This is a genomic window from Rhizobium sp. WYCCWR 11146 (assembly GCF_013591995.1).
Lineage (GTDB): Bacteria > Pseudomonadota > Alphaproteobacteria > Rhizobiales > Rhizobiaceae > Rhizobium > Rhizobium indicum.
Genome location: NZ_JACCEY010000039.1, coordinates 87767 through 109630, shown reverse-complemented (window position 1 = coordinate 109630; position 21864 = coordinate 87767). Strand labels below are relative to the sequence as shown.

The following is a 21864-nucleotide window of genomic DNA, read 5'->3' as shown; positions in this document are numbered from 1 at the left end:
CGTGGAAAAGTTAACAGTCGGTTAAATAAGACTTGCGCGGGAGATTCATGCCGGATTCCTGCCACATTGTGACACAGTTTCGTCACAATACGCCTCTTCCATCTTTGGTTGAATCAATTTCGGCAAAAGTTACTCGCATTGAGAGTCCACTTGCCGTAGCCGGTGGCGACGAGATTGGAGATCACGCGGCAGACATATTGCTTCTGCGCCGGATTGTTATTGGGTCCGGCATGGTATCTGGCTACCGCCATCGTCCATGTCTCATGACGGTCATGCAGATTGCGGAGGAATTTTGCCGCATACTCGACGTTGCGATGCGGGTCGAACATCTCCTCGGCGGAGCGGAAATTCTCGCCGTGAAAGTAATGGTTGATCTGCATACAGCCGATGTCGATGAGCTTGGCGCCGCTGTTGCGGGCGACATCGAACTGCCGCATCGCGTCCTGCTCCGAGGGCGGAAAGATCGCCTTGCCTTCGACGTTCATGGCGTAGGGATAGAGCGAGCCCTTGCGGCCGGTCTCCGTCAGCCCAACCGAATAGAGGATGCCTTCCGGGATGCCGTATTTGGCCGCTGCCGACTGGATCTCGCGTTCGCAGGCGCCGGTGGAGGCGATCGCCTCAGAGGTAAACGCCGCCAGTGCCGCTGCTGCCGCCAGAACGAGCGTCTTCAACACTGGTATCGCCTGCGCCATTGAAGCCTCCGTTCGTCCTCTGTGCCGTCTGATTTTGGCGCTCGCGCGCCTCGCCGCCCTGCCCCTGCTGAGGGAGCGACTGCTGCTGGGAGGCCTGGCCCTGATTGCCCGCGTCGGGACGCTCGACCGGCGCCATGCTGATGGTGACGTTTTCGACCGCGTAACCCTGGCTGCGCAGAGCTTCGAGAATCTTGCCGTGATCTTCCTTCATTTGACGATAGGCCGCTCCGGTATCGACCTTGAGGTCGATGTTCAGGGCGTCGCCGGACAGGCGCATGGTCGCCGTCACCAGGCCGAGATCGAGCGGGTTCATCTGGATCTTCAACGTATTGACCACCTTGCCGGTGCTCGTCCATTCCGCCGCGTTGGAGAGCGCCGAGCTCGGCTCCATGGCGCGCGCCCATTCGGAATCGCCGGAGAGAGCGGCGGTGACGGCGGCGGAATTCGTATTCTGCATCAGGCCGATATAGCGGCGCGATTCGAGCACCGAAACGTTTTCGACATCGGCCTTCTTAGAACCATCTTTCGGCCCGGCCTGATCCGTGCCGATGTGGACATCCATCGACACGCCGCGGCCATCGGCACGGCTCAACCTGAATGTCTTGCTATCGGCGGCTTCGGCAGTCTCCGATCCGGGGACCTTGATGTCATTCGCCTTGCCGCTCTCGTTATTGCCGCTGACCGCGGCAAGAGCGTCGGACGCATGGCCGCCCGCCTTGGCTTCGATACCATCGAGTTTCTTGTCGCCCGCTCCAGCCTCGTCGACCTTGGCGGAGACGTGATGTGCGGTGGTCGCCGGCAAAGTCACTGTCCCGTCGGCAGGCTCCTGCTTCAACAGACCCAGGACATCGGAAATGCCGCCGTCATCATCGTCGCTGACCTTGTCCGTATCGGTTTCCAACGCGTCGGCCTTGGTGTGTTTGCCGCCCTTGGCTGCCGGAGCGACCTCGTCTGCGGGACTGTCCTTCGGATCGAGCTTGCCGAAGGCGAGATCGGCCGGCATTTTGACCTCAGCCTTTGCGGGCTTTGTCGTGGCCTTTTCAACACTGGCAATCGTTTCCGGCTGCACCTCCGCCTGTGCCTTCAGCGCGGCGTCGCTAAGGTCGATCAAGGGCTTTGCACTGCTGCGGCCGCGGATCGTCCGCGCCACTTTCTCGGCACCGCCGTCGGCAGCCACGCCCTGATCCGGCTGCGCATCGTCGGGCTCGTCATTGACGGCATCGCTGCCTGCCTTGGCAAGCGCGTCGAAGAAGCCGTTCTTTTGGCCGTCAGCATCGCTTTTTCCGGCCAGTCGCGCGGATTTCGCAACCGCGGCCGTCTCCGTACCGGAGGCTCCGCCCGAGACGCTTATATCCATCATTGTTCGTTGCCTTCTTGCGCCAGAAGACCGTCGATCTCGTCGAGCTTGGATCGATTGGTCGTCACAAATGCGTTGAATGAGGGGTCGGTATCCTGACTTTGGCCAGTCGATGCCACACCTCCCGGAACAGGCTCGGGAAGCGCGCCTGGCGCTCCCGGTTGCGTGGCTATCGCCGCAGCCTTTTCAGAAGTGATTTCTTGATGATCAGTGTTAGGATCGGAGGCTTGCGTCAAGCTTGCCGGGTCGGGAGCGCGCAGGATCTGCTCGGCAACGGATCGCGCCGCCTCCTGCAGCGCCTGATCCCGCCGCGACAGCGCGTTGCCGTCGATGCCGCTGACATTCTTTGCTGCCTGATCGATATCCTCGGTGGGAAGGCCGGCCATGCCGCCATAGAAATCCGCGAGCGGACCGAAAGCATTGTCGGTGCCGCCGCCAAGCGACTGCACGCGTCCGACCGCCATGCGCGCCAGCTCCGGCTTGCCTGATATCGCGGCGGCGCGGGCGATGCGCAGATAAACCTCGCGTTGGCGCGGGGCGTCCATGAAGGACAGGATGTCGATGACATCCTGCGGTTTCACGTCGTGATCGTGGCCGACGACGAGGGTGACGAAAAGATCGGCGAACTGGCTGGCATAGGGCGAATGCAGGAAGCGACGGACATAGCGCTGCGAATAGGCCATTCCCCTGTCGAGCATCCCCTTGTCGACGCATATGGCGACGGAGCGGCGCAACGCCGCCTCCTCGACGATCGTGCCCGGGGCGGCAAGACGCGCCTGGTCGTAGAGATCCAGCGCGTCTGTCGGTTTCGTCGCGATCAGCACGTTGCCGCCGATCAGCGCAAGGTAGGGGCCGATCTTCTTGTCGCGATATTCCCTGGCCGTCTCCTGCAGCGTCTTGGCGACGAGGAGGCCCTTGCCGCTCAGATATTTGCGCAGCACATCGGTGACACGGTTGTCGAAATAGCCGTTGACGTCGTGGGCGATCAGATATTCGAGCGTCTGCGGATTGCCGCCGCTCATCGTGTAGATCAGCGCTGCGTCAACATTGCGGTCGTCGTCGAAGATCGACGGTTCGACGGTGCGCAGCCGCGTGTCGATCGTGCCCAGCATGAAGCGCTGCATCTCACCGGCCGAATGATCACCGGTAACGACGGAATCCTGCACGAATTGCAGCGACCGCAGCATTTTGTAGGGCGCGAGATCGTCCGGATCCTGCGCATTGGCCACGGCCGGCGAAAGCATCGCCAGGCCGAGAGCCACAAATCCGACGTAACGATGCTGCCGACGCGCCATTCGACTATCCTTGATCCGCCTGCACCAGGATCTCGATCCGGCGGTTGGTGGCGTTGAACGGGTCAGACGGCAGCTTCAGCCGACGGTCGGCAAAGCCGGAGACCTGGGAGATGCGTTTCTCGTCTAGCCCGCCGCGCACGAGCATGTAGTAGGCGCTCTGAGCGCGGTCCATCGAAAGCCGCCAGTTCTCGTTCTGCGCGCCCTTATACTGGCGACCGTCCGTGTGGCCGCGGATGGCAACCGCACCACCCCTCTCCTTCAGGATCGTGCCGATCTTTTCCATGGCGAGTACCATTTCCTGGCGCGGAACCGCAGAACCGATATTGAACATCGAATCGTCGGTCTGGTCGGAGATGCTGACCAGCAATCCGCCTTCGGACGCCGTCACGGTCAGGCCTTCGGCGAGCTTGCCGGCAACGCCGCCGATCTGCTGGGCGATCTGCGCCTGCAGCTGCTCGGCTTCCTTTTGCTGCTTCTGCTCGGCCTCGGCGGCACTCTTGTCCGCATCCTTCTGATGATCGGCGTCCTTCTGAGCTTCGGCCTTCTTGTCTTCGGGCGACTTGCCACCCGGCGTCTTGCCGTCCTTGGCCTCGACCGCGCCCTTGGTTTCCTTCGTTTCTTTGGTTTCCTGGGCGGCCTTCTGATCGGTGGTCAGCGGTATCGGCTTGGCGTCCTCAAGCTTGGCGATCTCGGTCGTCTCGCTCTCGACCGCCTGGTCGTCGCTCTTGCCGGGCGGCAACGGCTTGCCGGCCGTCGTGACCTCGACCTGCTTCGTCCAGAAATCCGGATCGAAGGGATCGCGATAGGCCTCGCCGCCATCGGCGCCGGTGGCCGGGCCGGAATCGGCGGCACCGCCATCGCCCTTGGCGCTGACATTGGCCTGCTGACCGACTTCCTGCGCGATCTCGGCAAGAACCGAATAGGGGTTTTCGAAGAAATCGGCCTCGGAATAATTGGTTTGGTCGCCGGAGGTCGATGTCTGGTCGTCACCATCCGCCGCGGCCTTGCCGTCGTTCGGATCTTCTTCCTTCTGTTTCGACTTCTCCTGCTTCTCCTCACCCTCGGCATTGTCGACGGGCTTCTTCAGGCCCTTCTCGGTCGGCTTTTCGTCGGAGAGTTTGATCGGATTGAAATAGGTCGCGACCGAAGCCTTGGTCTCCTCGTTGGCGGCATTGACCAGCCACATAACCAGGAAGAACGCCATCATCGCCGTCATGAAGTCGGCATAGGCAATTTTCCACGCACCGCCATGGGCGCCATCGTGATCACCGCCGCCATGTCTCTTGACGATGATGATCTCGTTCTTGCCGTGGTGGTGGTTTTCGCCTTCGCTCATTCCAGAACTTTCTTCAAGCTGGCCGCCCAGGCGGACATACGGGTGACGATGACGGAATCACCGATTTCGACGGCAAGATCGATATCGTCGGTCTCAAAGTGGCGAACCGCGCTGGCATGTTCGCCGAGCTCGGCCTTCAATATATCGAAAAGCCGGGTCGGGCCCCTGACGACGATCGCTCCGGCCGCGCCTTCGAGGATCGCATCACGCAGCAGGGCGGCGAGGCTTTCGGCAGCCTTGGCCGCAAGCGCTTCCGTCATCACAGGCGCGATGGCCTGGGCGGCGCCGGCGCTGACCAGCTGAGCGACCTCTTCGGCGATATCGCGGATGCGGGACGCAATGACCGCCGCCGCCTCGACCTCGTAGCGAAGCTTCAGTTCCTCGAGTTCACGCGCATGGACCTCCGCCAGCGTCCCCGCCTCGTGTTCGTATTTCTCGGTCAATTCCACGGTCGCTGCGGCATGACCTTCCGCATAGGCTTCGCGGCGCTCCGCCTCGACGTCGATCACCGGTTCGCTCGGCATTTCGGGAAAATCGTCGCCACCGAAATCGCTCATGTCGAGGATCGGCGCTGACGATTCCGGTTCACCGAAATCCTTCAAATACCGGGAAAGCGTAATGCTCATAAAAAACCATCCAGCATTCGGGAGGCATGCAGCATGCCCGCCCCGCTCAAAGTGACCTTGCGCGCCGGCATCCCCTTCGAAACGGACAAGGGGCTGACCTTGCGCCGGCACGGATTCGGACGATGCCTTCATGCCGGAAACTAGGCAGTCAAACTTGCGCGAGGATGAATGGCGCCGTCGCCACCCGTGATCGCGCCCACGCCTATTCCAGCAGGATCAGGATCTTGCTTGCGGCCGTGTTGAGGATCGAGATCGCTTCGACGGCCATCTGCTTCTGGGTCTCGATCGCCTTCTGCCGGATCGAAGCCTCGTCCATGTCGGTGTCGACGAGCGCGCCGACGCTCTTGTCGATCGAATCCGCCAGATCGGCGGTATAGTCGATCTGATCGTCGATGCGCGTCTTCATCACGCCGATGGACGCGGCCGTCGTCGTCAGCGAGGAGAGAAGCGCGTCGGTGACGTCAAGCATGTCGGTGAGTTGCTCACCGGTCGTGTTGTTGTCGATCGCAATTTCCGTACCCGTCGCCGGCGTGGTCGAGTTGGCGTTCAAAAGGTAGTAGTTGCGCGACGTCGCGCCACTGTTGTTGATCGCATTGGCATCGACCGACTTGGTCAACAGGCCGCCACTCGCATTGTTCTTGTCGATGAGAATGGTCTGCGACGATGGGAAATCGATGGTCTGGGCCTGATATTCGCCGGTCGGAGCGCGTACGAAACCAGAGATGACCTGCCATGTCGGCGGCGCAGCGGTATCGCCGTTCAATAGCCAGTTTTCACCCGCAAACGACGTCGATTCAACGATCGTCTGCAACTGCTCTTTGTATTCGCTGATCTCGGCGTTGATCTTGTTCTTGTCGGCGCCGGGCTCTCTTGCCGAAACCAGCTTGGCGCGAATATCGCCTATGAGATCGATCGCCGAGTTCATCGCCGTGTAGGTCGCATCCACCTTGGCAGCGCCGAGACCGAGCGCATCGCCGATCGTTCCGAGATTGGTGCTGTCCGAGCGCATGACGGTCGCGACCGACCAATAGGACGCGTCGTCGGCGGCCGTCTCGATACGATACCCCGAGGACACTTGCTGTTGGGTCTGGCTGGCTTCTTTGTTGATGCTGCGCAGCACCGCAAGCGCATTCACCGCGGCCGCGCTGGTAATCTTAACGGTCATCGACAGGTCTCGGAATCGGGGTGAAAAGGCAGGCCGGATTGCCGGCGGCGACTGATGTGGCATCATGCCTCCGGCAGGGTTTCCGCCGGTGTGTCGCAAAAGCAAATCAATTCCAGGCGAAGGTAACTCGATATCAACCTGTTGGGCAAGAGCGCAGCACTGAGCGTGGCGCGCCGATCGCCATGTCGATCAAGCCGTTGATATAAAAGAAAGAACCGCGCCATTTCGGGCGCGGTCCGGGAGACTTTACGCTTGCTGCCAGATGACGGCGCAAGATTGGGTCCAGCTTCAGCCTCTGATTTAGCTGCGGAACAGCGTGAGGATGTTCTGGGCGCTGGAGTTGGCGATCGACAGCGACTGGATGGCCAGCTGCTGCTGCGTTTGCAGCGCCGTCAGCTTGCTCGATTCCTCTTCCATGTCGGCATCGACGAGGCGGCCGACGCCCGAGTCGATCGAGTCGCTGAGCGCGCTGACGAAGTTTTCCTGCAGATCGATGCGAGTGGAAATCGAGCCGAGTTGCGATGCAGCCTTGGTCATCGCCTCCAGGCCGGCCTCGATTGACGTCAGGGCCATGGAGATCTCAGCCGAGCCGAAAGTGCTGATGTCCATCGAGTAGATCGAGCCGATCGTGCCGCTTAATGTGCCGAGAATGCCGGAGCTGGTCTCAATCGTGCCAGTCGAGGTCATGCCGAAGAGGACGTTGCCCGTGGAGCTCGAGTCCAGGATGTAGTCTGTCGTCTTGACCGAGACATTGCCGTTGCCATCGCGCACGAAGGTGGAAACGACGCTCTTGGTGCCGTCGGCGCCGGCAACCCAGTTTTCACCGGAGAAGGAAGCCGATTGCGCGATGCTCAGGAGCTGCTGCTGCAGCTGGCCGATTTCTTCCTGAATCTTGGTCTTGTCGACGCCCTTTTCGGTCGCGGCGACGATCTTCGCCTTGATTTCGCTGATGATGTCGATGGCGCTGTCCATGGCAGAGTAAGCGGTGTCGACTTTGGCGGCGCCGAGGCCGAGAGCGTCGGAAACGGCGGAAAGTGCCTTGTTGTCCGAACGCATGGTCGTTGCGATCGACCAATAGGCGGCGTTATCGGCTGCCTTTTCGACGCGGTAACCCGACGATACGTGGTTCTGCGTGGTCTCAAGGCTGTCGTTGATACCGCGGAGTGTCTGAAGAGCGGCCATCGCCGCGACGTTCGTCAAAATGCTGGTCATGAAATGATTGCCCCTTGTCGGCATGTGGAAAAAAGGGACATTCCGGAAAGGTACCGGGAACGGGAAGCAGCCTCATGCCTGTTAACCGATTCTTAAATTTGGTTAACTCTCCGTCTCGTTGACCGCAGAAGACAGCATTATGGTTAATCATTGGTTAACGAAAATTAAAAAGCCGCGCTCCATCGGAGCGCGGCTCTATTCGGAGATGCCCGCCGGAGACCGACGGGCCGATGTTTCTGCGGGTTATTAGCCGCGGAACAGCGTGAGGATGTTCTGCGAAGAGGAATTCGCGATCGACAGCGACTGGATCGCCAGCTGCTGCTGAGTCTGCAGGGCGCTGAGCTTGGAGGATTCTTCTTCCATGTTGGCGTCGACGAGACGGCCGACACCGGAGTCGATCGAGTCGCTGAGCGCGTTGACGAAGTCTTCCTGCAGGCCGATGCGGGTGGAGATCGAGCCGAGAGCAGCGCCGGCGCTGGTCATGGCCTTCAGAGCCGCTTCAACGTTGGTCAGAGCCGACTGGATCTGGCCGAGCGTGAAGTTGGTGATGCTCATCGAGTAGACCGAGCCGGTAGCGCCCGACGAGGTGCCAAGGATACCCGTGGAGGTTTCGACCGAGCCGCCGCTCATGCCGAACAGGACGTTGCCCGTGGAGGTGTTCGAGAGAACGTAGTCGGTCGTCTTGACCGAAACGGCGTTGGAGGCGTCGCGGACGAAGGTGGAAACGACGCTCTTGGTGCCGTTTGCGCCGGCAACCCAGTTTTCGCCCGAGAAGGAAGCCGACTGAGCGATGCTCAGGAGCTGTGCCTGCAGCTGGGTGATTTCTTCCTGGACCTTGGCCTTGTCGACGCCGTTTTCAGTGGCGGCAACGAGCTTAGCCTTGATGTCGCCGACGACGTCGATGGCGCTGTCCATGGCGGAGTAAGCGGTGTCGACCTTGGCAGCGCCGAGTCCGAGAGCGTCGGAAACAGCCGAGAGAGCCTTGTTGTCCGAACGCATGGTCGTTGCGATCGACCAGTAAGCGGCGTTGTCGGAAGCCTTGCCGACGCGATAGCCGGACGAAACGTGGGCCTGGGTTTCCTGGAGACCCTGGTTGATGCCACGGAGAGTCTGGAGGGCTGCCATTGCAGCGTTGTTGGTGTTGATGCTCGTCATAGTTTGCTTGCCCCTTGTTGGCAGATTTTAAGAAGGGACATTCCGGATTTTCGGCCGGCCCACAGCGATCAGCATCATGCCTGTTAACCACTCTTGTTAAGGTTAACTCGCCGTTTCGATGGGCCTAGAAAACAGCAAGATGGTTAAGGAAAGCTAAATTCAAATTGGAAATAGCGTAAAAATATCTGATACTTAGGAATGTTTTCATTAACCTTATCTTAAAACATTTCGCGGCCGGGGATGACCCGGCCGCGAAACTTGAAAGCCTTGTGCCGACCGGTCTTAGCGGAAGAGCGACAGGATGTTCTGCGAAGAGGAATTCGCGATCGACAGCGACTGGATCGCCAGCTGCTGCTGGGTCTGCAGGGCGCTGAGCTTGGAAGATTCTTCTTCCATGTTGGCGTCGACGAGGCGGCCGACACCGGAGTCGATCGAGTCGCTGAGCGCGTTGACGAAGTCGTCCTGGCTGTCGATGCGGCTGGAGAGCGAGCCGAGAGCAGCGCCGGCGCTGGTCATGGCCTTCAGAGCCGCTTCAACGGTGGTCAGAGCAGACTGGATCTGGCCGGCGGTGAAGTTGGTGATGCTCATCGCGTAGATCGAGCCAGTTGCGCCCGACGAGGTGCCGAGGATACCGGTGGAGGTTTCGACCGAGCCGCCGCTGATGCCGAACAGGACGTTGCCGGTGGAGGTGTTCGAGAGAACGTAGTCGGTCGTCTTGATCGAAACGGCGTTGGAACCGTCGCGGACGAAGGAGGAAACAACGCTCTTGGTGCCGTTTGCGCCGGCAACCCAGTTTTCGCCGTTGAAGGAAGCCGACTGAGCGATGCTCAGGAGCTGCTGCTGCAGCTGACCGATTTCTTCCTGGACCTTGGCCTTGTCGACGCCGCTTTCGGTTGCGGCAACGAGCTTAGCCTTGATGTCGGTGACGACGTCGATGGCGCTGTCCATGGCGGTGTAAGCGGTGTCGACCTTGGCGGCGCCTACGCCGAGAGCGTCGGAGACGGCCGAGAGAGCCTTGTTGTCCGAACGCATGGTCGTTGCGATCGACCAGTAGGCAGCGTTGTCGGAAGCCTTTTCGACGCGATAGCCCGACGAAACGTGGTTCTGCGTCTGGTTGAGGCCCTGGTTGACGCTACGCAGCGTCTGGAGAGCGGCCTGTGCGGAAGAATTCGTGTTAATGCTTGTCATAAGTCTGTCCCCTGGAAAACTAGATACAAAAAGGAGGACATACCGGACTATAGTACCGGCGATGACGGACCAGCTTCATGCTACTCGGCGCCTGTTTTGTTTGGCCCAAACCCGTCATGTCCAGGGCAATTTCGCAGCCAATGCTTGCCAACTTCTTAAAAATACAGACCCTGGGCCGGCTCCTTGCAGGGCATAGTTAATGCCTTCTCACAAGGCTTAGTTAATGCCTGCTGAAGATAATTTTTGGCATCCGAATTCGAGCGGCAAAAGCGAACTTTACCGGCGAAAGGGGCGCTTTCCTGGGACAGTCGAGGCTTTCCGAACAAAGCAGGCGCTCATCGCGCCACCGGTTTCAAGCAAGCTTCGAATGCCAGTATGGCAGATGCCGGGATAGCATCATCGGACTGACCCCGTTTTTGGGAGGACGGTCCATGCGCGCTTCGGCACTCGACAGTCATGCCAGAACATTTCCTTCACGGAGTTGGGTTTTGAACAGCAAAGTTTCGTTCTCTGCGGCATCCAAGGATTACCAGATGGGCCGCTACACACAGTCCTTGGCGACGCTCAACCAGCTCATGGATATCCAGCAGGACGCCAAGACCTATGCGCTGCTGGCCAAGAACCTCGTGCAGCTCGGCTTCAAGGCCGATGCCGCGAAAGCCTATGGCCTGGCCGGCAACTGCGAAGGACCAAACGCCTACGAATACCAGAAACAGGCTGCCAAGCTGCATTACGAGACCGGCAGCGAGGACGATTCTCTGCTGATCGCCATGCGAAACCTCGCCAAGGCGCAGGAAGACCCGGAGCTCGCCTTCATCATCACCGCGATCTATCTGAAGCGCCAGCAGCGGGATATCATCCGCCCGTTCAAAACGGTGCTGTCGCAGAGCCAAAACCCCGATCATATGCGCCTGGCGGCCTTGCTTCTCAGCGACGATCTGAACGACCCAACCAACCAGAGCCTCTCGCGCAATCTTTTCAAGCGGTTTCCCGGCAATCTCGCATTCCGCTTCCTGCATCTGGTTTTCGCCCGCGAATTCAATGAGTTCGAAGAGGCCGGCAAACATCAGGCGGTGATCGACGCTGCACTCGCAAAGGGCGATATCGAGATCCTGCGCAAGGACAATCCGTTCTATCACCTGCACTGGTGCGGCAACGAGGACTTCAACCGGTATGCGACGATCGGCTTCGCCCCCCTCAACCCGGAGCGGGTGTCCTTCCGCCGCAGCCAGCCGCACAGCTGGTCGGACAAGATCCGGATCGGCTACATGTCATCGGACTTCTGGGATCGCCACGCGACGATGAAGCTCTTGCAGCGCATCCTGGAACTGCACGACAAGGACCGGTTCGATGTGACGCTCTTCTGCCATACGGACCCGGAGTTCCTGAAGCACAACGATACCGACCGTAACCGCTGGGGCAGGATCGTCACAATTCACGGGTTCTCCGACCAGGCGATGCTGGAAGCGGTGCGCGAGCATAATATCGACATCATGGTCGACCTGAAGGGCCATACATCAGGCAGCCGCGCCACGGCCTTCAACTTGCCGCTGGCACCGGTGCATGTCGGCTGGCTCGGTTTTCCCGGCAGCACGGTCAATATCGACCTTGATTATGTCATCGGCGACCATTCGGTATTGCCCGACGTGGCAAAGCCCTTCTATCATGAGAAGTTCTGCCGGCTGCCGGAGAGCTACCAGCCGAACGACCCGATGCATCGCCCGAAGCCCCGCCCCGTCACCCGCGAAAAGCTCGGCCTGCCTGATGAAGCCTTCATCTTCGCGTCCTTCAACGGCAACCGCAAGATCACGCCGGAGACGATCGACAGCTGGTGCCGCATTCTCAAGCGTGCGCCAAACAGCGTGCTCTGGCTGATGGCAAATACGCCGCGCAACCAGGCGAACCTCTTGAAGCAATTCCAGACGGCCGGCATTTCGCCCAAGCGGATCATCTTCTGCCCGCGCGCGCCCTATGAAGAACATATCGACCGTCAGCAAGCAGCCGACCTCGGCATCGACACCTTCCCCGTCAACGGCCACACGACCACCTCGGAGCAGCTCTGGGGCGGCCTGCCAGTCCTGACCGTCAAAGGCACGAACTTCGCCTCACGCGTCAGCGAGAGCCTGCTCAGGGCCATCGACCTGCCCGATCTCGTCGCGCCCGACCTGCAGGCCTATGAGGATATGGCCGTCGAACTGGCTGAGAATCCCGGGCGGATCGCCGAATACAAGGCGCATCTCAAGGAGAAGCGTTATATCGCGCCGCTCTTCGATGCCGAACGGTTCTGCGACCATCTGGAGAAGGCCTATGAAGTCATGGCCGAGCGTGCCAAGCAGGGTCTCGCACCCGATCACATGGACATTCCGGCGCTGCCGCCGCGCACGGCGCCGTTCGCGGCGGAGTGAGGCTTTTCGACCGCTACAGCGTCGCGCGTCTTTCAGATGGGTAAAGGACGCTGTAGCACTTTGAATTGTTGCATAATGAAAGAACCCGCTGGAGCGATCCAGCGGGTGTTTTTCATTGGTGAATATCAAGCGGTAGCCGGTCAGCTGAACGAGCGCACCAGGCTGCCGACGAGCAGGTTCCAGCCGTCGATCAGCACGAAGAAGAGAATCTTGAAAGGCAGCGAGATCGAGGTCGGCGGCAGCATCATCATGCCCATCGCCATGGTGATGGTCGCGACGATGAGGTCGATGACGAGGAACGGCAGCACGATGAGGAAGCCGATCTCGAAGCCGCGGCGAATCTCGGAAATCATGAAGGCCGGGATCAGCACGCGGTAGTCGATCGGATCGGTCGTCTGGATATTCTGTCCGCGTTCGCGCGCCAGATCGACAAAGAGCGCCAGATCCTTGTCGCGGGTATTGGCCGCCATGAAGGTGCGGAAGGGTTCGGCGATACGCTGGACCGCCTCGGTCTCGTTGATCTGATTGGCAAGCAGCGGCTGCACGCCGTTCTGCCAGGCCTGATCGAAGGTTGGCGACATGACGTAGAAGGTCATGAACAGCGACAGCGACAGGAGGATCATGTTGGAGGGCGTCGAGGAGAGGCCCATCCCTGAGCGCAGGATCGAGAAGGCGATGATGAAGCGCGGAAAGCTCGTCACCATGATCAGGATGCCCGGCGCGACCGAAAGAATGGTCAGCAGGCCGAATGTGCGGATGATCCAGGCGGCGACGGAGCCATCGACCGGCACGTTCAACAAGTCAGTCGGCAGCTGCTGTGCCACCGCCAGTTCCGGTACCGCCATCATGGCGGCAAGGAAAACTATGAGACGAATCATTCGATGACAAATGTCCTGAACATGACCTTCGATACCCGCCCTTGCGAGCGAAGGTCAACACGTTCCTGTATGTCATCCTTGAGATATTGAAAGCCCCGCGGCCCCTCGATCTGCTGGAGGGAAACGGTCCTGATATAAGCGAGGATATCCTGGTGAATATCCTCGGAAACCTTGACATCCGGCGGCCCGTTGAACAGCAGCGCGACTTCGAGTCGCACCCAGTTTTCTGAGGGGTAGGCGAGGTTCGAGGTGATCGGCTCGAGCTGGACGACGTTGTTGGCCTCGGTCGAGATGCGCGCCAGGCCTTCCTCGGCCTTCTTCTTCGCCTCCTCATCCTTGGCCTGCTCGACCTCCTTGGCACCCTTGACGTTGGGCGCCACGATCGTGCCGACCGCCCAGCCGCCGCCGGCGCCGAGCAGGGTCAGGACGGCGATGCCGATGATCGTCATCAGCGAGCCGGATTTCTTCTGCGATTGACCTGCGCTTGCGTCTGGTTCTGCCATCGTCGTTCAGCCTCAAAGCGGCGAGAAAAGATCGACGGCCTGCTGGCCGCGCGGAGGCTGCTGCACTTCCATCAGACGGCCGCGGCCGCCGTAGGAGATACGGGCTTCGGCAATCTTGTCGTAGGAGATCTGGTTGTCGGCATTGACGTCCTGCGGACGAACGATACCGGCGACATTCAGGATGCGCAGCTCCTGGTTCAGGCGGACTTCCTGCGAGCCCGATATGACGAGGTTGCCGTTTTCGAGAATACCGGTGACGACGGCGGCGACCAGAAGGGTGAGCTTATCGGTACGCTCGATCTTGCCCTTGCCGTCGGTGCTGGTGTCGGAGCCGTAAGTCAGGTCGGTCTTCGACTCGGGCGTCCAGCCGAAGATCTGGGCGTTGACATCCCAGTTCATGCCGCTCGAATTCGTGCGGCTGCGGTTGGTCTCGTTGTCGAAGGAGGCCTTGTCGTTGATCTGGATGTCGACGGTCAGGATGTCGCCGACGTTGAGCGCGCGCGCGTCCTTGAAGAGGGCAGCTTGCGAATCGCTCCACAGCGAATAGCCCTGCGCCACGGCGCGCGGCTGCTTCGGATAAAGCGCCATCTGTGGCGTCTGGCCGTAAGCGAGGCCGCTGCCGATCGGGCTCATGGCAGGCGCACGGCCGATCTCGCTGACCGCAGTCGGAGACTGGCAACCTGCAAGGAGTGCGAGGGCGGCGATCGCGGCCGGGAAACGCATATTCATGAAGGATCCTTCGACGTATTGGGATCGGACGCACTGGCGATGACGCTGGCGATGACCGCGGCCTTCTCAGGGTCCATCTCGTTGAGGATGAGGCTCGACTGACGCGGGCCGAGCCGCATGATCACGGCGGAGGCCACCTCGATCTTCATGTCCTGCAACTGAAGTGCGGCCGCATCCGGCTTCATCTTCCTGTAGATTTCGGTGAGGCCGGCTTCCGCCTGCCTCAGGAAATCGTCACGCCGCTTCAGCCAGTCCTGGTATTCGGCCTTGCGCTTGTCCATTTCTTCCATGCGGGCGTCGATGTCGGCGCGAAGCTTTTCCAGTTCCTGCTTCTGCAGGAGGTAACGCTGGTCGCGGGCGGGCTCGGCGATGTTGGTGCAGAACTGCTTGATTTCATCCTGCGAGGTGATGTCGCCTGCCGGCGCATGTTCCTGCGCGAAGGCGCTGGGGATCGACAGAAGGACGAGGCCTGCGGCCGGCAGCGCCAGCCGGCGCAGCAATTGCAGAACCGTCATGTCGGGGTTGATGATATCAATCATTGCAGCACAAGCTCCGCCTGCAGGGCGCCTGCCGACTTGATGCCCTGGAGAATGGCGATGATGCCATCCGGTTTCACACCGATATTGTTGAGGCCGGCGACAAGGGTCCTGAGATCTGGACCATCGATGATGGCGACGCGCCCGCCGGTCTGCTCGGCCGCGATATCGGTCTGCGGCTGGACGGCGGTCCGGCCGCGCGAGAAGGGTTCGGGCTGGATGATCTGCGGCGTCTCGGTGACCTGGACAGTCAGGGTGCCGTAGCTGACGGCGACCGGCGAGACGCGGACGTCGGAGCCGATAACGATCGTTCCGGTGCGCTCGTTGATGACCACCTTGGCCGGCGTGTCGGTTTCGACGATGAGATTTTCGACGTCGGCCATCAGCCGGGTGAGATCGGCCGCGCGCGGCTTCTGGATCACGACTTCCTGCGAATCCTTGGCTTCGGCGACGGGGCCGCCGAAGCGCGCCGAGGCATAACCGTTGACGATGTCGGCGATACGGATCGCCGTCGAGAAGTCTGGGTTGCGCAGCTGCAGGACGAGATTGACCGAATCCTTGAAGCGGGACGGCAGTTCGCGTTCGATGATCGCGCCGCCGGGCACGCGGCCTGCGGTGGTGACGCCTTCGGTCACGGTCGCCGCCTGGCCCTGTGCCTGGAAACCGGAGACGATGACGGCGCCCTGCGCAACGGCGTAGATCTGGCCGTCGGCGCCGGAAAGCGAGGTCATGACGAGCGTGCCGCCGCGCAGCGACGTCGCGTCGCCGAGCGAGCTCACCGTCACGTCGATACGGCTGCCGGGACTTGCGAAGGGCGGCAGGTTGGCGGTGACCATCACGGCCGCCGTGTTCTTGGCGTTGGACTGACCGCCCTGCGTCGAGATGCCGAGATTCTGCAGCATCGCCCGCATCGACTGCTCGGTGAAGGGCGAGGCACGGAAGCCGTCGCCGGTTCCCTGCAGGCCGACGATCAGACCATATCCGATCAGCTGGTTGTCGCGACCGGCCTGAAGGGAGGCGATGTCCTTGATGCGGGAGGTCAGCGCCCAGGCGGGCGCGACATCAGCCAAACTCATGGCGAGAACCGCGACAAGGGTGACGAAACGGAAGAACAATTTCATTTTGCCCTCACATGGACCGTGCCGTCCGCAAGCACCGTGCCGCTGACGATGACGCCGGAGTCCATATTGCGTGCGCGGACGACCTGCCCGATCGTGCCGTCTTCGAGCGGCGTGCCGGCGGCGGAGATTGTCATCGCGCCGAGCGATAAGACCAGGCGGATCGAAGAGCCGCGCGTCACCGTATAGGCCTCGCGCAGACCCGAAACCGAAATCGTGCGGCCCGGCAACAGCGTGCGCTTGGAAACCATGCCTTCGACCTGGGAAATGGATTTGGCATAATCGCCGGCGAGGTTGGGGTTGGTGACCTCGACCTCCTGAAGCTGGCTCGACGACAATGTGTCGCCGGGGTAGATGATCGTCGTCGGGACGACGGCATAACCCATGCCGGCGTCCACGTCCGCGGGCAAGAAAATGCCCGCGACTGCGATCGTGGCTGCCGCCACCCATCCTGAGATGTGTCCTGCCCGGCAAAACATCATGTTTCGGCCCTTCCCTTTACTTCAGGTTCTTGCTGACGATGGAGGCCATTTCATCAGCGGTGGTGATCACCTTGGAATTCATTTCGTAAGCGCGCTGGGCCGAGATCAGCTCGGTGATTTCCTTCACCGGGTCGACGTTCGAAGATTCCAGGTAACCCTGCTTCATGTAGGCGAAACCTTCCTCGTCAGGATTGCCGATGACGGCTTCGCCGGAGGCCGGCGTTTCCTGGAAGAGATTGTCGCCGAGCGGCTGGAGACCCGCCTCGTTGACGAAGTCGGCAAGGGTCAACTGGCCGAGCTCGGTTGCCTCCGTCGCTCCCGGCAGCTTGGCCGAGACCTGGCCGGAGCGGCTGATCGTCAGTTCGGTCGAGCCCGTCGGAATGGTGATGCCGGGAAGGACCTCGTAGCCGTCGATGGTGACGAGCTGGCCCTGGTCGTTCTTGTTGAAGGCGCCGGCGCGGCTGTAAAGCGTCGTACCGTCGGTCGACTGGATCTGGAAGAAGCCCTTGCCGATCAGCGCCACGTCGAGATCGTTGCCGGTCTGGGTCAGTTCGCCCTGAAGATGCAGGTTGCGGACCGCCGAGGTCTGGACGCCGAGGCCGATATTGGCACCTTCCGGAACGACGGCCTGGTTGGCGCGGTTGGCGACACCCTTGGCGCGTTCGGTCTGGTAGAGAAGATCCGAGAATTCGGCGCGGGCGCGCTTGAAACCGGTCGTATTGATGTTCGCGATGTTGTTCGCGATGACTTCCAGATTGGTCTGCTGGGCATCCATGCCCGTTGCTGCGATGGCGAGCGCTCTCATGTGTTCGTCCTCAAATCAGTTACATCTGCATCTTGGTGACTTCGAGAAAGGCCGAGACGACCTTGTCGCGGATGGCAATCGCGGTCTGCAGCGTCTGCTCGGCCTGGAGCATGGAATCGACGACTTCACGCGTCGTCGCCGTGCCCTTGATACCGGCAAAGGACATGCTTTCCGCACCCTTCAGGCTGGTGACCGCGTCGCTCGCCATGTTGCCCATGACAGAGGCGAAGCTCATGCCATTGGCCGCACCTGCGGCGCCCGACATGGTGGCGGCAGACGAGGAGGCGGAATTTTCGGTGTCGACGGCGCCGAGCGCACGGGTCATCGAAAGGTTGCTGACATTCTGGACGCTGCTGATCATTATTATTGGCTCTTCAGGAGGTCGATCGTGGAGGAGATGAGATCGCGGGTCTGTTTGATGGTCTGCAGATTGGCGTCATACGAGCGGTTGGCTTCGCGCATGTCGGCCATCTCGACCAGGATATTGACGTTGGGCAGTTTGACGACGCCCTTCTGGTCCGCAGCCGGATTGCTGGGGTCGAATTCAGTGCTGAAGTCGCCTTCGTCGACGCCGACCTTCTTGACGCCGACAGTCTCGACGCCGTTGCTGCGATCCATCTGCTGGCCGAAGGTAATCGTCTTGCGGCGATAGGGGTCGGCGCCGGGCGTGTCGCCGGTCGAGCGGGCGTTGGCGATGTTTTCCGAAACGATGCGCAGGCGCGTCGACTGCGCCTCGAGCCCGGAACCGGCGATTTTCATTGCTGCTGAAAGCGGATCCATGACTTTACCTCCTGACCGTCATCAACATCATGCGGTTGAAGGAACTGACCAGCGAGGTGTTCAGATCGTACTGGCGCTTGATATCGCCCGACTTGGAGAGCTCCTCGGCCAAACCGACCGTGTTGCCGGATTCCTGGACACCGATTTCCTGGTCGAGCGCAGCGTCCTTGACGTCGATATCGCCGCTGTCGCTGAAATCGTTGCCGCTGAGATGCGCCGGATTGGTGCGCGCCATGTTGATATTGGCATTGTCGAGCACCGCATCAAAGGGCGTAACGTCCTTGGCATGGAACTTCGGCGTATTGGCATTGGCGATGTTGCCGGCAACAACCTGCTGACGGATCGTCAGCCATTCCGCCTGCCGCGAAGCCAAGTCGAAAAGTTGGATCGGTTGCATGAGAACTCTCCGTTTTTACTGTCCCGAACCTAGTGCGGTAATCTTGCGTGGGACTTACGGGGAATTCAGGCTTCGAGGCGGTTTTCGGCGAACGCCGCCGCTTTGACAGCGCCGCGCGCCTTTCGGATGCGCAAGGCTGCGTCATTCCCTAAATCGGAATCGATCTGAGAAATGACGGAAAAAACAGGGGCTCCGGCCGATTCGCGGCGGAGCCCCTGTTGCCTTTGGCGTTTGCGGACAGGTTCAATTGTTCTGGTAGATCTCGCCCTTGGAGGTGACGATCACCCATTTGCCGTCGCGCTGCTCGAGTGTCGCAAGGCGGCTTTCGTCGGGCAGGATCGAGCCGATGCGCACTACATACATGCCCGAGGGATCCTCGATCAGCGCCCGGCCGTTGGAAACATGCAGCAGGCGGAAGGAAGACTTGCCGGGGAAAGGCTGATCTTCCTGTATGGCGCGGCCAGCGCGCTCCTTGCCGAGATCGGAGACCGTCGCCGTCGTCAGCGGATCGATCGGCGGGGCCTTCTTGTCCGCCTCGTTCTTGTTGACCATGGCAAGCGGCGAGACGCTGAAGACGTTGCGGGCCGGCCAATCCGGTAGTTCACGCGAATTCTCGCTGGCGGCGACATTGATGCCGAATTTGTCCGCATTGAAGAAGACATACCAGGGAAAGAAGGCGGAGGCGCCGGCAAGCGCCAGGCCGGAGAAGGTCAGAAACCGATCCAGGATGGCGGCTTTCCTGCGCTGCTTCAGGGAAGCGATACGTTCGTCGTCGAAATCAGCCACGTCTAGCCTCTCCTCTGAATAGGGGCGCCCTGATTGCCCATGCCGGCTGCAGCCTTGAGCGCGCCGGCGAGATCGGCGAAAGCGTCGAGCGAGTCGCGATCGCCCGGAGACTGCTTCAGAACGTCGTAAATAATCGGCACCTGCTTGATCGCCATGTCGAGATCGGGATCAGCACCCTGGCGGTAACCGCCGATCATGCGCAGGTCGCGCGTCTCTTCGAAACGATGGATCAGCACCTTCAGCCGCGATACCAGCTTTTCCTGATCCGGCGTCCAGGCCTTGCGGGCGAGACGCGAGATCGAGGCGAGCGGATCGATCGGCGGATACCGCCCTTCTTCGGCCAGACTGCGCTGCAGGACGATATGACCGTCGAGGATGCCGCGGGTCGAATCGGCGATCGGATCATTGTGATTGTCGCCGTCGACGAGGATCGAGATGATCGCCGTGATGGTGCCGGCGCCCTCGGGACCGGGACCGGCGCGTTCCAGGAGGCGCGGCAGCTCGGTGAAGACGGAAGCGGGATAACCGCGCGCGATCGGCGGTTCGCCGGAGGCGGTCGCCACCTCGCGGATCGCATGGGCGAAACGCGTGACGCTATCGACGATGAAGAGGACGTTCTCGCCCTTGTCGCGGAAATGCTCGGCGATGGTGACCGCCGTCAGCGGCGCCATCTTGCGCAGCATCGGGCTCTCGTCGCTGGTGGCGACGACGGCGATCGCCTTCTTCATATTGCTGCCGAGCGTATCCTCGATGAATTCGCGCACCTCGCGGCCGCGTTCGCCGACGAGCGCAATGACAACCTTGTCGAAGGCATCGGCGCGGGCGAGCATGGACAGAAGCGTCGACTTGCCGACGCCGGAACCGGCGAAGATGCCGAGGCGCTGGCCGAGGCAGAGCGGCGAGAAGATGTCGATCGCGCGCACGCCGGTCTTGAAGCCGGTCTCGACACGCTTGCGGGTCATCGAGGGCGGCGCGGTATTGGAGATCGAGCGGCGATCGAGGCCCTCGGTGATCGGGCCCAGCCCGTCGATCGGCTCGCAGAGCGAGTTGACGGTGCGCCCGCACCAGCTGTCCGTCGGAGAAATGCGGAAGGCGCCCTTGCGGATGACGGTATCGTGGATACCGATCGGTTCGCCGGGTTCGATCGGGCAGACATAGATCAGTTCCGGCTCGACGCGCACGACCTCGCCGAGATGGATGCCGGTGGCCGATTTATGGGCCACGAACTCGCCGAGACGAACATGGCGGGAGAGACCGTGAACCGTGTAGTGGCCCGCAGCGATGGTCTGCACGCGGCCGCCATGGGCAACCGCGAACTCCGGCGATGCGTATCGCTCGACGAGGTCCGCCAGATGCGCCAGCTTCGGAGAAAGACCGTCCACTGATAGTAGCGTGGTGCTCATGCTTCAAATCCCACCCCAAAATACGTCGCGTGCAGCTTGCTGCATGCGACGTATTTTGGATCTTTGTTCTTGTGCGTGTCGTTCTCCCAAAACCGCCAGACACTTTTGGGCGACATGCATTAGCGGCTGCCCCCAAGCGTCTGAACGGCTTCCTTGAAGGAATCCTCGCTGTCGCGCATCAGCGACGAGACACTTTCGAAGGCGCGGTTGACTTCGATCAGCTGGGTGATCTCGCGCATGGCGTTGACGTTGGAGTTTTCGAGATAACCCTGCTCGACACCGACATTGAAGCGGTCGACGACGGCGCGCGGCTGGTCGGTGGTCATGATGCCGCTGTTTTCGTAGCGCAGGTAACCCTTGCTGACATCGGCCTCGAACAGGCCGAGCGAGGCGATCTGGCGTCCGCCCTGATAGATGATGCCGTCGGTGCCGACGGCCGGTTCGCCGCCTGTCGTGTTGAGCTGGATCGGCGCGCCGCCGGCGTCAAGAACCGGGTATCCGCGGATCGAGACGAGTTCGCCGGTATCCTTGATCGTAAAGCGGCCGTCTCGCGTCAGAACCTGGCCGGCCGGCGTGTCGAGCGCAAACCAGGCATCACCCTTGATAGCGAAATCGAGCATGTTGCCGGTGTGCTGCAACTCGCCATTTCCCTCGTTCAGGTAGTCGTTGCCCTGGGAAACGAAGGCGACCTTGGTGTTCAGCTTGTTCTTGGTGGCCGCCACCATCTCGTCGAACTTCACCTCGGTGGCGCGAAAACCGGTCGTGTTCACGTTCGCCATGTTGTCTGCGATGGTGGTCAGGCGCTTTTCGAGGGCCATCTGCGACGACAGAGAAACATAAAGACCGGATTGCATGTCGGTAAGCTCCAAGCATTGGCGATGAACGGGACGAAAAGCCGGGCGTCGTCTCATGTGGTTCGGCCGGGATTTCGCTGAGGCGGCATCTCAGAAACGGGCGCGGGCACCCATTCGTCCCCTTTAGACTGACGGCAGATGCTTGCGCGAAGCTGGCACGCG

General features: G+C 60.9%; 23 protein-coding genes. 1 reads left to right on the top strand and 22 read right to left on the bottom strand.

Features of this window, described 5'->3' with window-relative positions; translation table 11 throughout:
- Positions 1 to 113: 113 nt before the first annotated feature.
- The 9 genes from HX899_RS32695 to HX899_RS32655 all read right to left on the bottom strand — a co-directional run bounded on the left by HX899_RS32695 (position 114) and on the right by HX899_RS32655 (position 10026).
- Positions 114 to 671, bottom strand: a complete 558-nt coding sequence (locus tag HX899_RS32695; protein ID WP_003545557.1) for a transglycosylase SLT domain-containing protein — start codon at positions 669 to 671, stop codon at positions 114 to 116.
- Complete coding sequence (locus HX899_RS32690) at positions 619 to 2052, bottom strand: flagellar hook-length control protein FliK (RefSeq protein WP_181294420.1); 1434 nt, start codon at positions 2050 to 2052, stop codon at positions 619 to 621. The genes HX899_RS32695 and HX899_RS32690 overlap by 53 nt, the downstream gene beginning before the upstream one ends.
- Entirely contained in the window at positions 2049 to 3344 is a 1296-nt protein-coding gene (gene motC, locus HX899_RS32685) for a chemotaxis protein MotC (protein ID WP_138334365.1), read from the bottom strand. The genes HX899_RS32690 and motC overlap by 4 nt, the downstream gene beginning before the upstream one ends.
- Positions 3345 to 3348: 4 nt before the next feature.
- Complete coding sequence (locus tag HX899_RS32680; protein ID WP_138334366.1) at positions 3349 to 4680, bottom strand: MotB family protein; 1332 nt, start codon at positions 4678 to 4680, stop codon at positions 3349 to 3351.
- Positions 4677 to 5306: a hypothetical protein gene (locus tag HX899_RS32675; protein WP_181294419.1), complete on the bottom strand. Its 630-nt coding sequence runs from the start codon at positions 5304 to 5306 to the stop codon at positions 4677 to 4679. Before HX899_RS32675 ends, HX899_RS32680 begins: the two co-directional genes overlap by 4 nt.
- Before the next feature lie 202 nt (positions 5307 to 5508).
- Positions 5509 to 6471, bottom strand: coding sequence for a flagellin (locus tag HX899_RS32670; protein ID WP_138334368.1), 963 nt, complete (start codon positions 6469 to 6471; stop codon positions 5509 to 5511).
- A 300-nt stretch (positions 6472 to 6771) separates the two neighbouring features.
- Positions 6772 to 7683 carry a flagellin gene (locus HX899_RS32665; RefSeq protein WP_129417936.1) on the bottom strand — a complete coding sequence of 304 codons (912 nt, stop codon included), beginning with the start codon at positions 7681 to 7683 and terminating at the stop codon, positions 6772 to 6774.
- Between the two features lie 246 nt (positions 7684 to 7929).
- Positions 7930 to 8838 (bottom strand): flagellin, encoded by a 909-nt coding sequence (locus tag HX899_RS32660; protein WP_062942473.1) that lies wholly within the window; start codon positions 8836 to 8838, stop codon positions 7930 to 7932.
- A gap of 282 nt (positions 8839 to 9120) precedes the next feature.
- On the bottom strand, positions 9121 to 10026 hold the full coding sequence (locus HX899_RS32655; RefSeq protein WP_138334369.1) for a flagellin: 906 nt from the start codon (positions 10024 to 10026) through the stop codon (positions 9121 to 9123).
- Positions 10027 to 10457: 431 nt separating this feature from the next.
- On the opposite strand from HX899_RS32655, the gene HX899_RS32650 reads away from it, so the two are divergent.
- A complete protein-coding gene (locus HX899_RS32650) occupies positions 10458 to 12431 on the top strand; it encodes a glycosyl transferase (RefSeq protein ID WP_181294418.1) in 1974 nt (657 codons plus the stop codon).
- Between the two features lie 140 nt (positions 12432 to 12571).
- On the opposite strand, the gene fliP is transcribed toward HX899_RS32650, so the two are convergent.
- The 13 genes from fliP to flgF all read right to left on the bottom strand — a co-directional run bounded on the left by fliP (position 12572) and on the right by flgF (position 21702).
- Positions 12572 to 13309 (bottom strand): flagellar type III secretion system pore protein FliP, encoded by a 738-nt coding sequence (gene fliP / locus HX899_RS32645; protein ID WP_138334371.1) that lies wholly within the window; start codon positions 13307 to 13309, stop codon positions 12572 to 12574.
- A complete protein-coding gene (gene fliL, locus HX899_RS32640) occupies positions 13306 to 13812 on the bottom strand; it encodes a flagellar basal body-associated protein FliL (RefSeq protein WP_138334372.1) in 507 nt (168 codons plus the stop codon). The genes fliP and fliL overlap by 4 nt, the downstream gene beginning before the upstream one ends.
- A gap of 12 nt (positions 13813 to 13824) precedes the next feature.
- Positions 13825 to 14541, bottom strand: coding sequence for a flagellar basal body L-ring protein FlgH (gene flgH / locus HX899_RS32635; protein ID WP_011650477.1), 717 nt, complete (start codon positions 14539 to 14541; stop codon positions 13825 to 13827).
- The gene (locus tag HX899_RS32630) at positions 14538 to 15080 is read right to left on the bottom strand and encodes a MotE family protein (protein ID WP_138334373.1); all 543 of its coding nucleotides are present in this window, start codon (positions 15078 to 15080) and stop codon (positions 14538 to 14540) included. Before HX899_RS32630 ends, flgH begins: the two co-directional genes overlap by 4 nt.
- Positions 15077 to 16198, bottom strand: coding sequence for a flagellar basal body P-ring protein FlgI (locus HX899_RS32625; protein ID WP_003545536.1), 1122 nt, complete (start codon positions 16196 to 16198; stop codon positions 15077 to 15079). Before HX899_RS32625 ends, HX899_RS32630 begins: the two co-directional genes overlap by 4 nt.
- Positions 16195 to 16677, bottom strand: a complete 483-nt coding sequence (gene flgA, locus HX899_RS32620; protein WP_003545535.1) for a flagellar basal body P-ring formation chaperone FlgA — start codon at positions 16675 to 16677, stop codon at positions 16195 to 16197. Before flgA ends, HX899_RS32625 begins: the two co-directional genes overlap by 4 nt.
- A 16-nt stretch (positions 16678 to 16693) precedes the next feature.
- The gene (flgG, locus tag HX899_RS32615) at positions 16694 to 17482 is read right to left on the bottom strand and encodes a flagellar basal-body rod protein FlgG (RefSeq protein WP_003545534.1); all 789 of its coding nucleotides are present in this window, start codon (positions 17480 to 17482) and stop codon (positions 16694 to 16696) included.
- Positions 17483 to 17501: 19 nt separating this feature from the next.
- Entirely contained in the window at positions 17502 to 17843 is a 342-nt protein-coding gene (locus HX899_RS32610) for a flagellar hook-basal body complex protein FliE (RefSeq protein WP_138334374.1), read from the bottom strand.
- A 2-nt stretch (positions 17844 to 17845) separates the two neighbouring features.
- Complete coding sequence (gene flgC / locus HX899_RS32605; protein WP_003545531.1) at positions 17846 to 18262, bottom strand: flagellar basal body rod protein FlgC; 417 nt, start codon at positions 18260 to 18262, stop codon at positions 17846 to 17848.
- A gap of 4 nt (positions 18263 to 18266) precedes the next feature.
- Entirely contained in the window at positions 18267 to 18659 is a 393-nt protein-coding gene (flgB, locus tag HX899_RS32600) for a flagellar basal body rod protein FlgB (RefSeq protein WP_138388095.1), read from the bottom strand.
- A gap of 243 nt (positions 18660 to 18902) precedes the next feature.
- The gene (locus tag HX899_RS32595) at positions 18903 to 19445 is read right to left on the bottom strand and encodes a flagellar protein (RefSeq protein WP_138388096.1); all 543 of its coding nucleotides are present in this window, start codon (positions 19443 to 19445) and stop codon (positions 18903 to 18905) included.
- 2 nt (positions 19446 to 19447) lie between these two features.
- Positions 19448 to 20848: a flagellar protein export ATPase FliI gene (fliI, locus tag HX899_RS32590; RefSeq protein ID WP_171599674.1), complete on the bottom strand. Its 1401-nt coding sequence runs from the start codon at positions 20846 to 20848 to the stop codon at positions 19448 to 19450.
- Between the two features lie 119 nt (positions 20849 to 20967).
- On the bottom strand, positions 20968 to 21702 hold the full coding sequence (gene flgF / locus HX899_RS32585) for a flagellar basal-body rod protein FlgF (protein WP_138334377.1): 735 nt from the start codon (positions 21700 to 21702) through the stop codon (positions 20968 to 20970).
- Between the last annotated feature and the right edge of the window lie 162 nt (positions 21703 to 21864).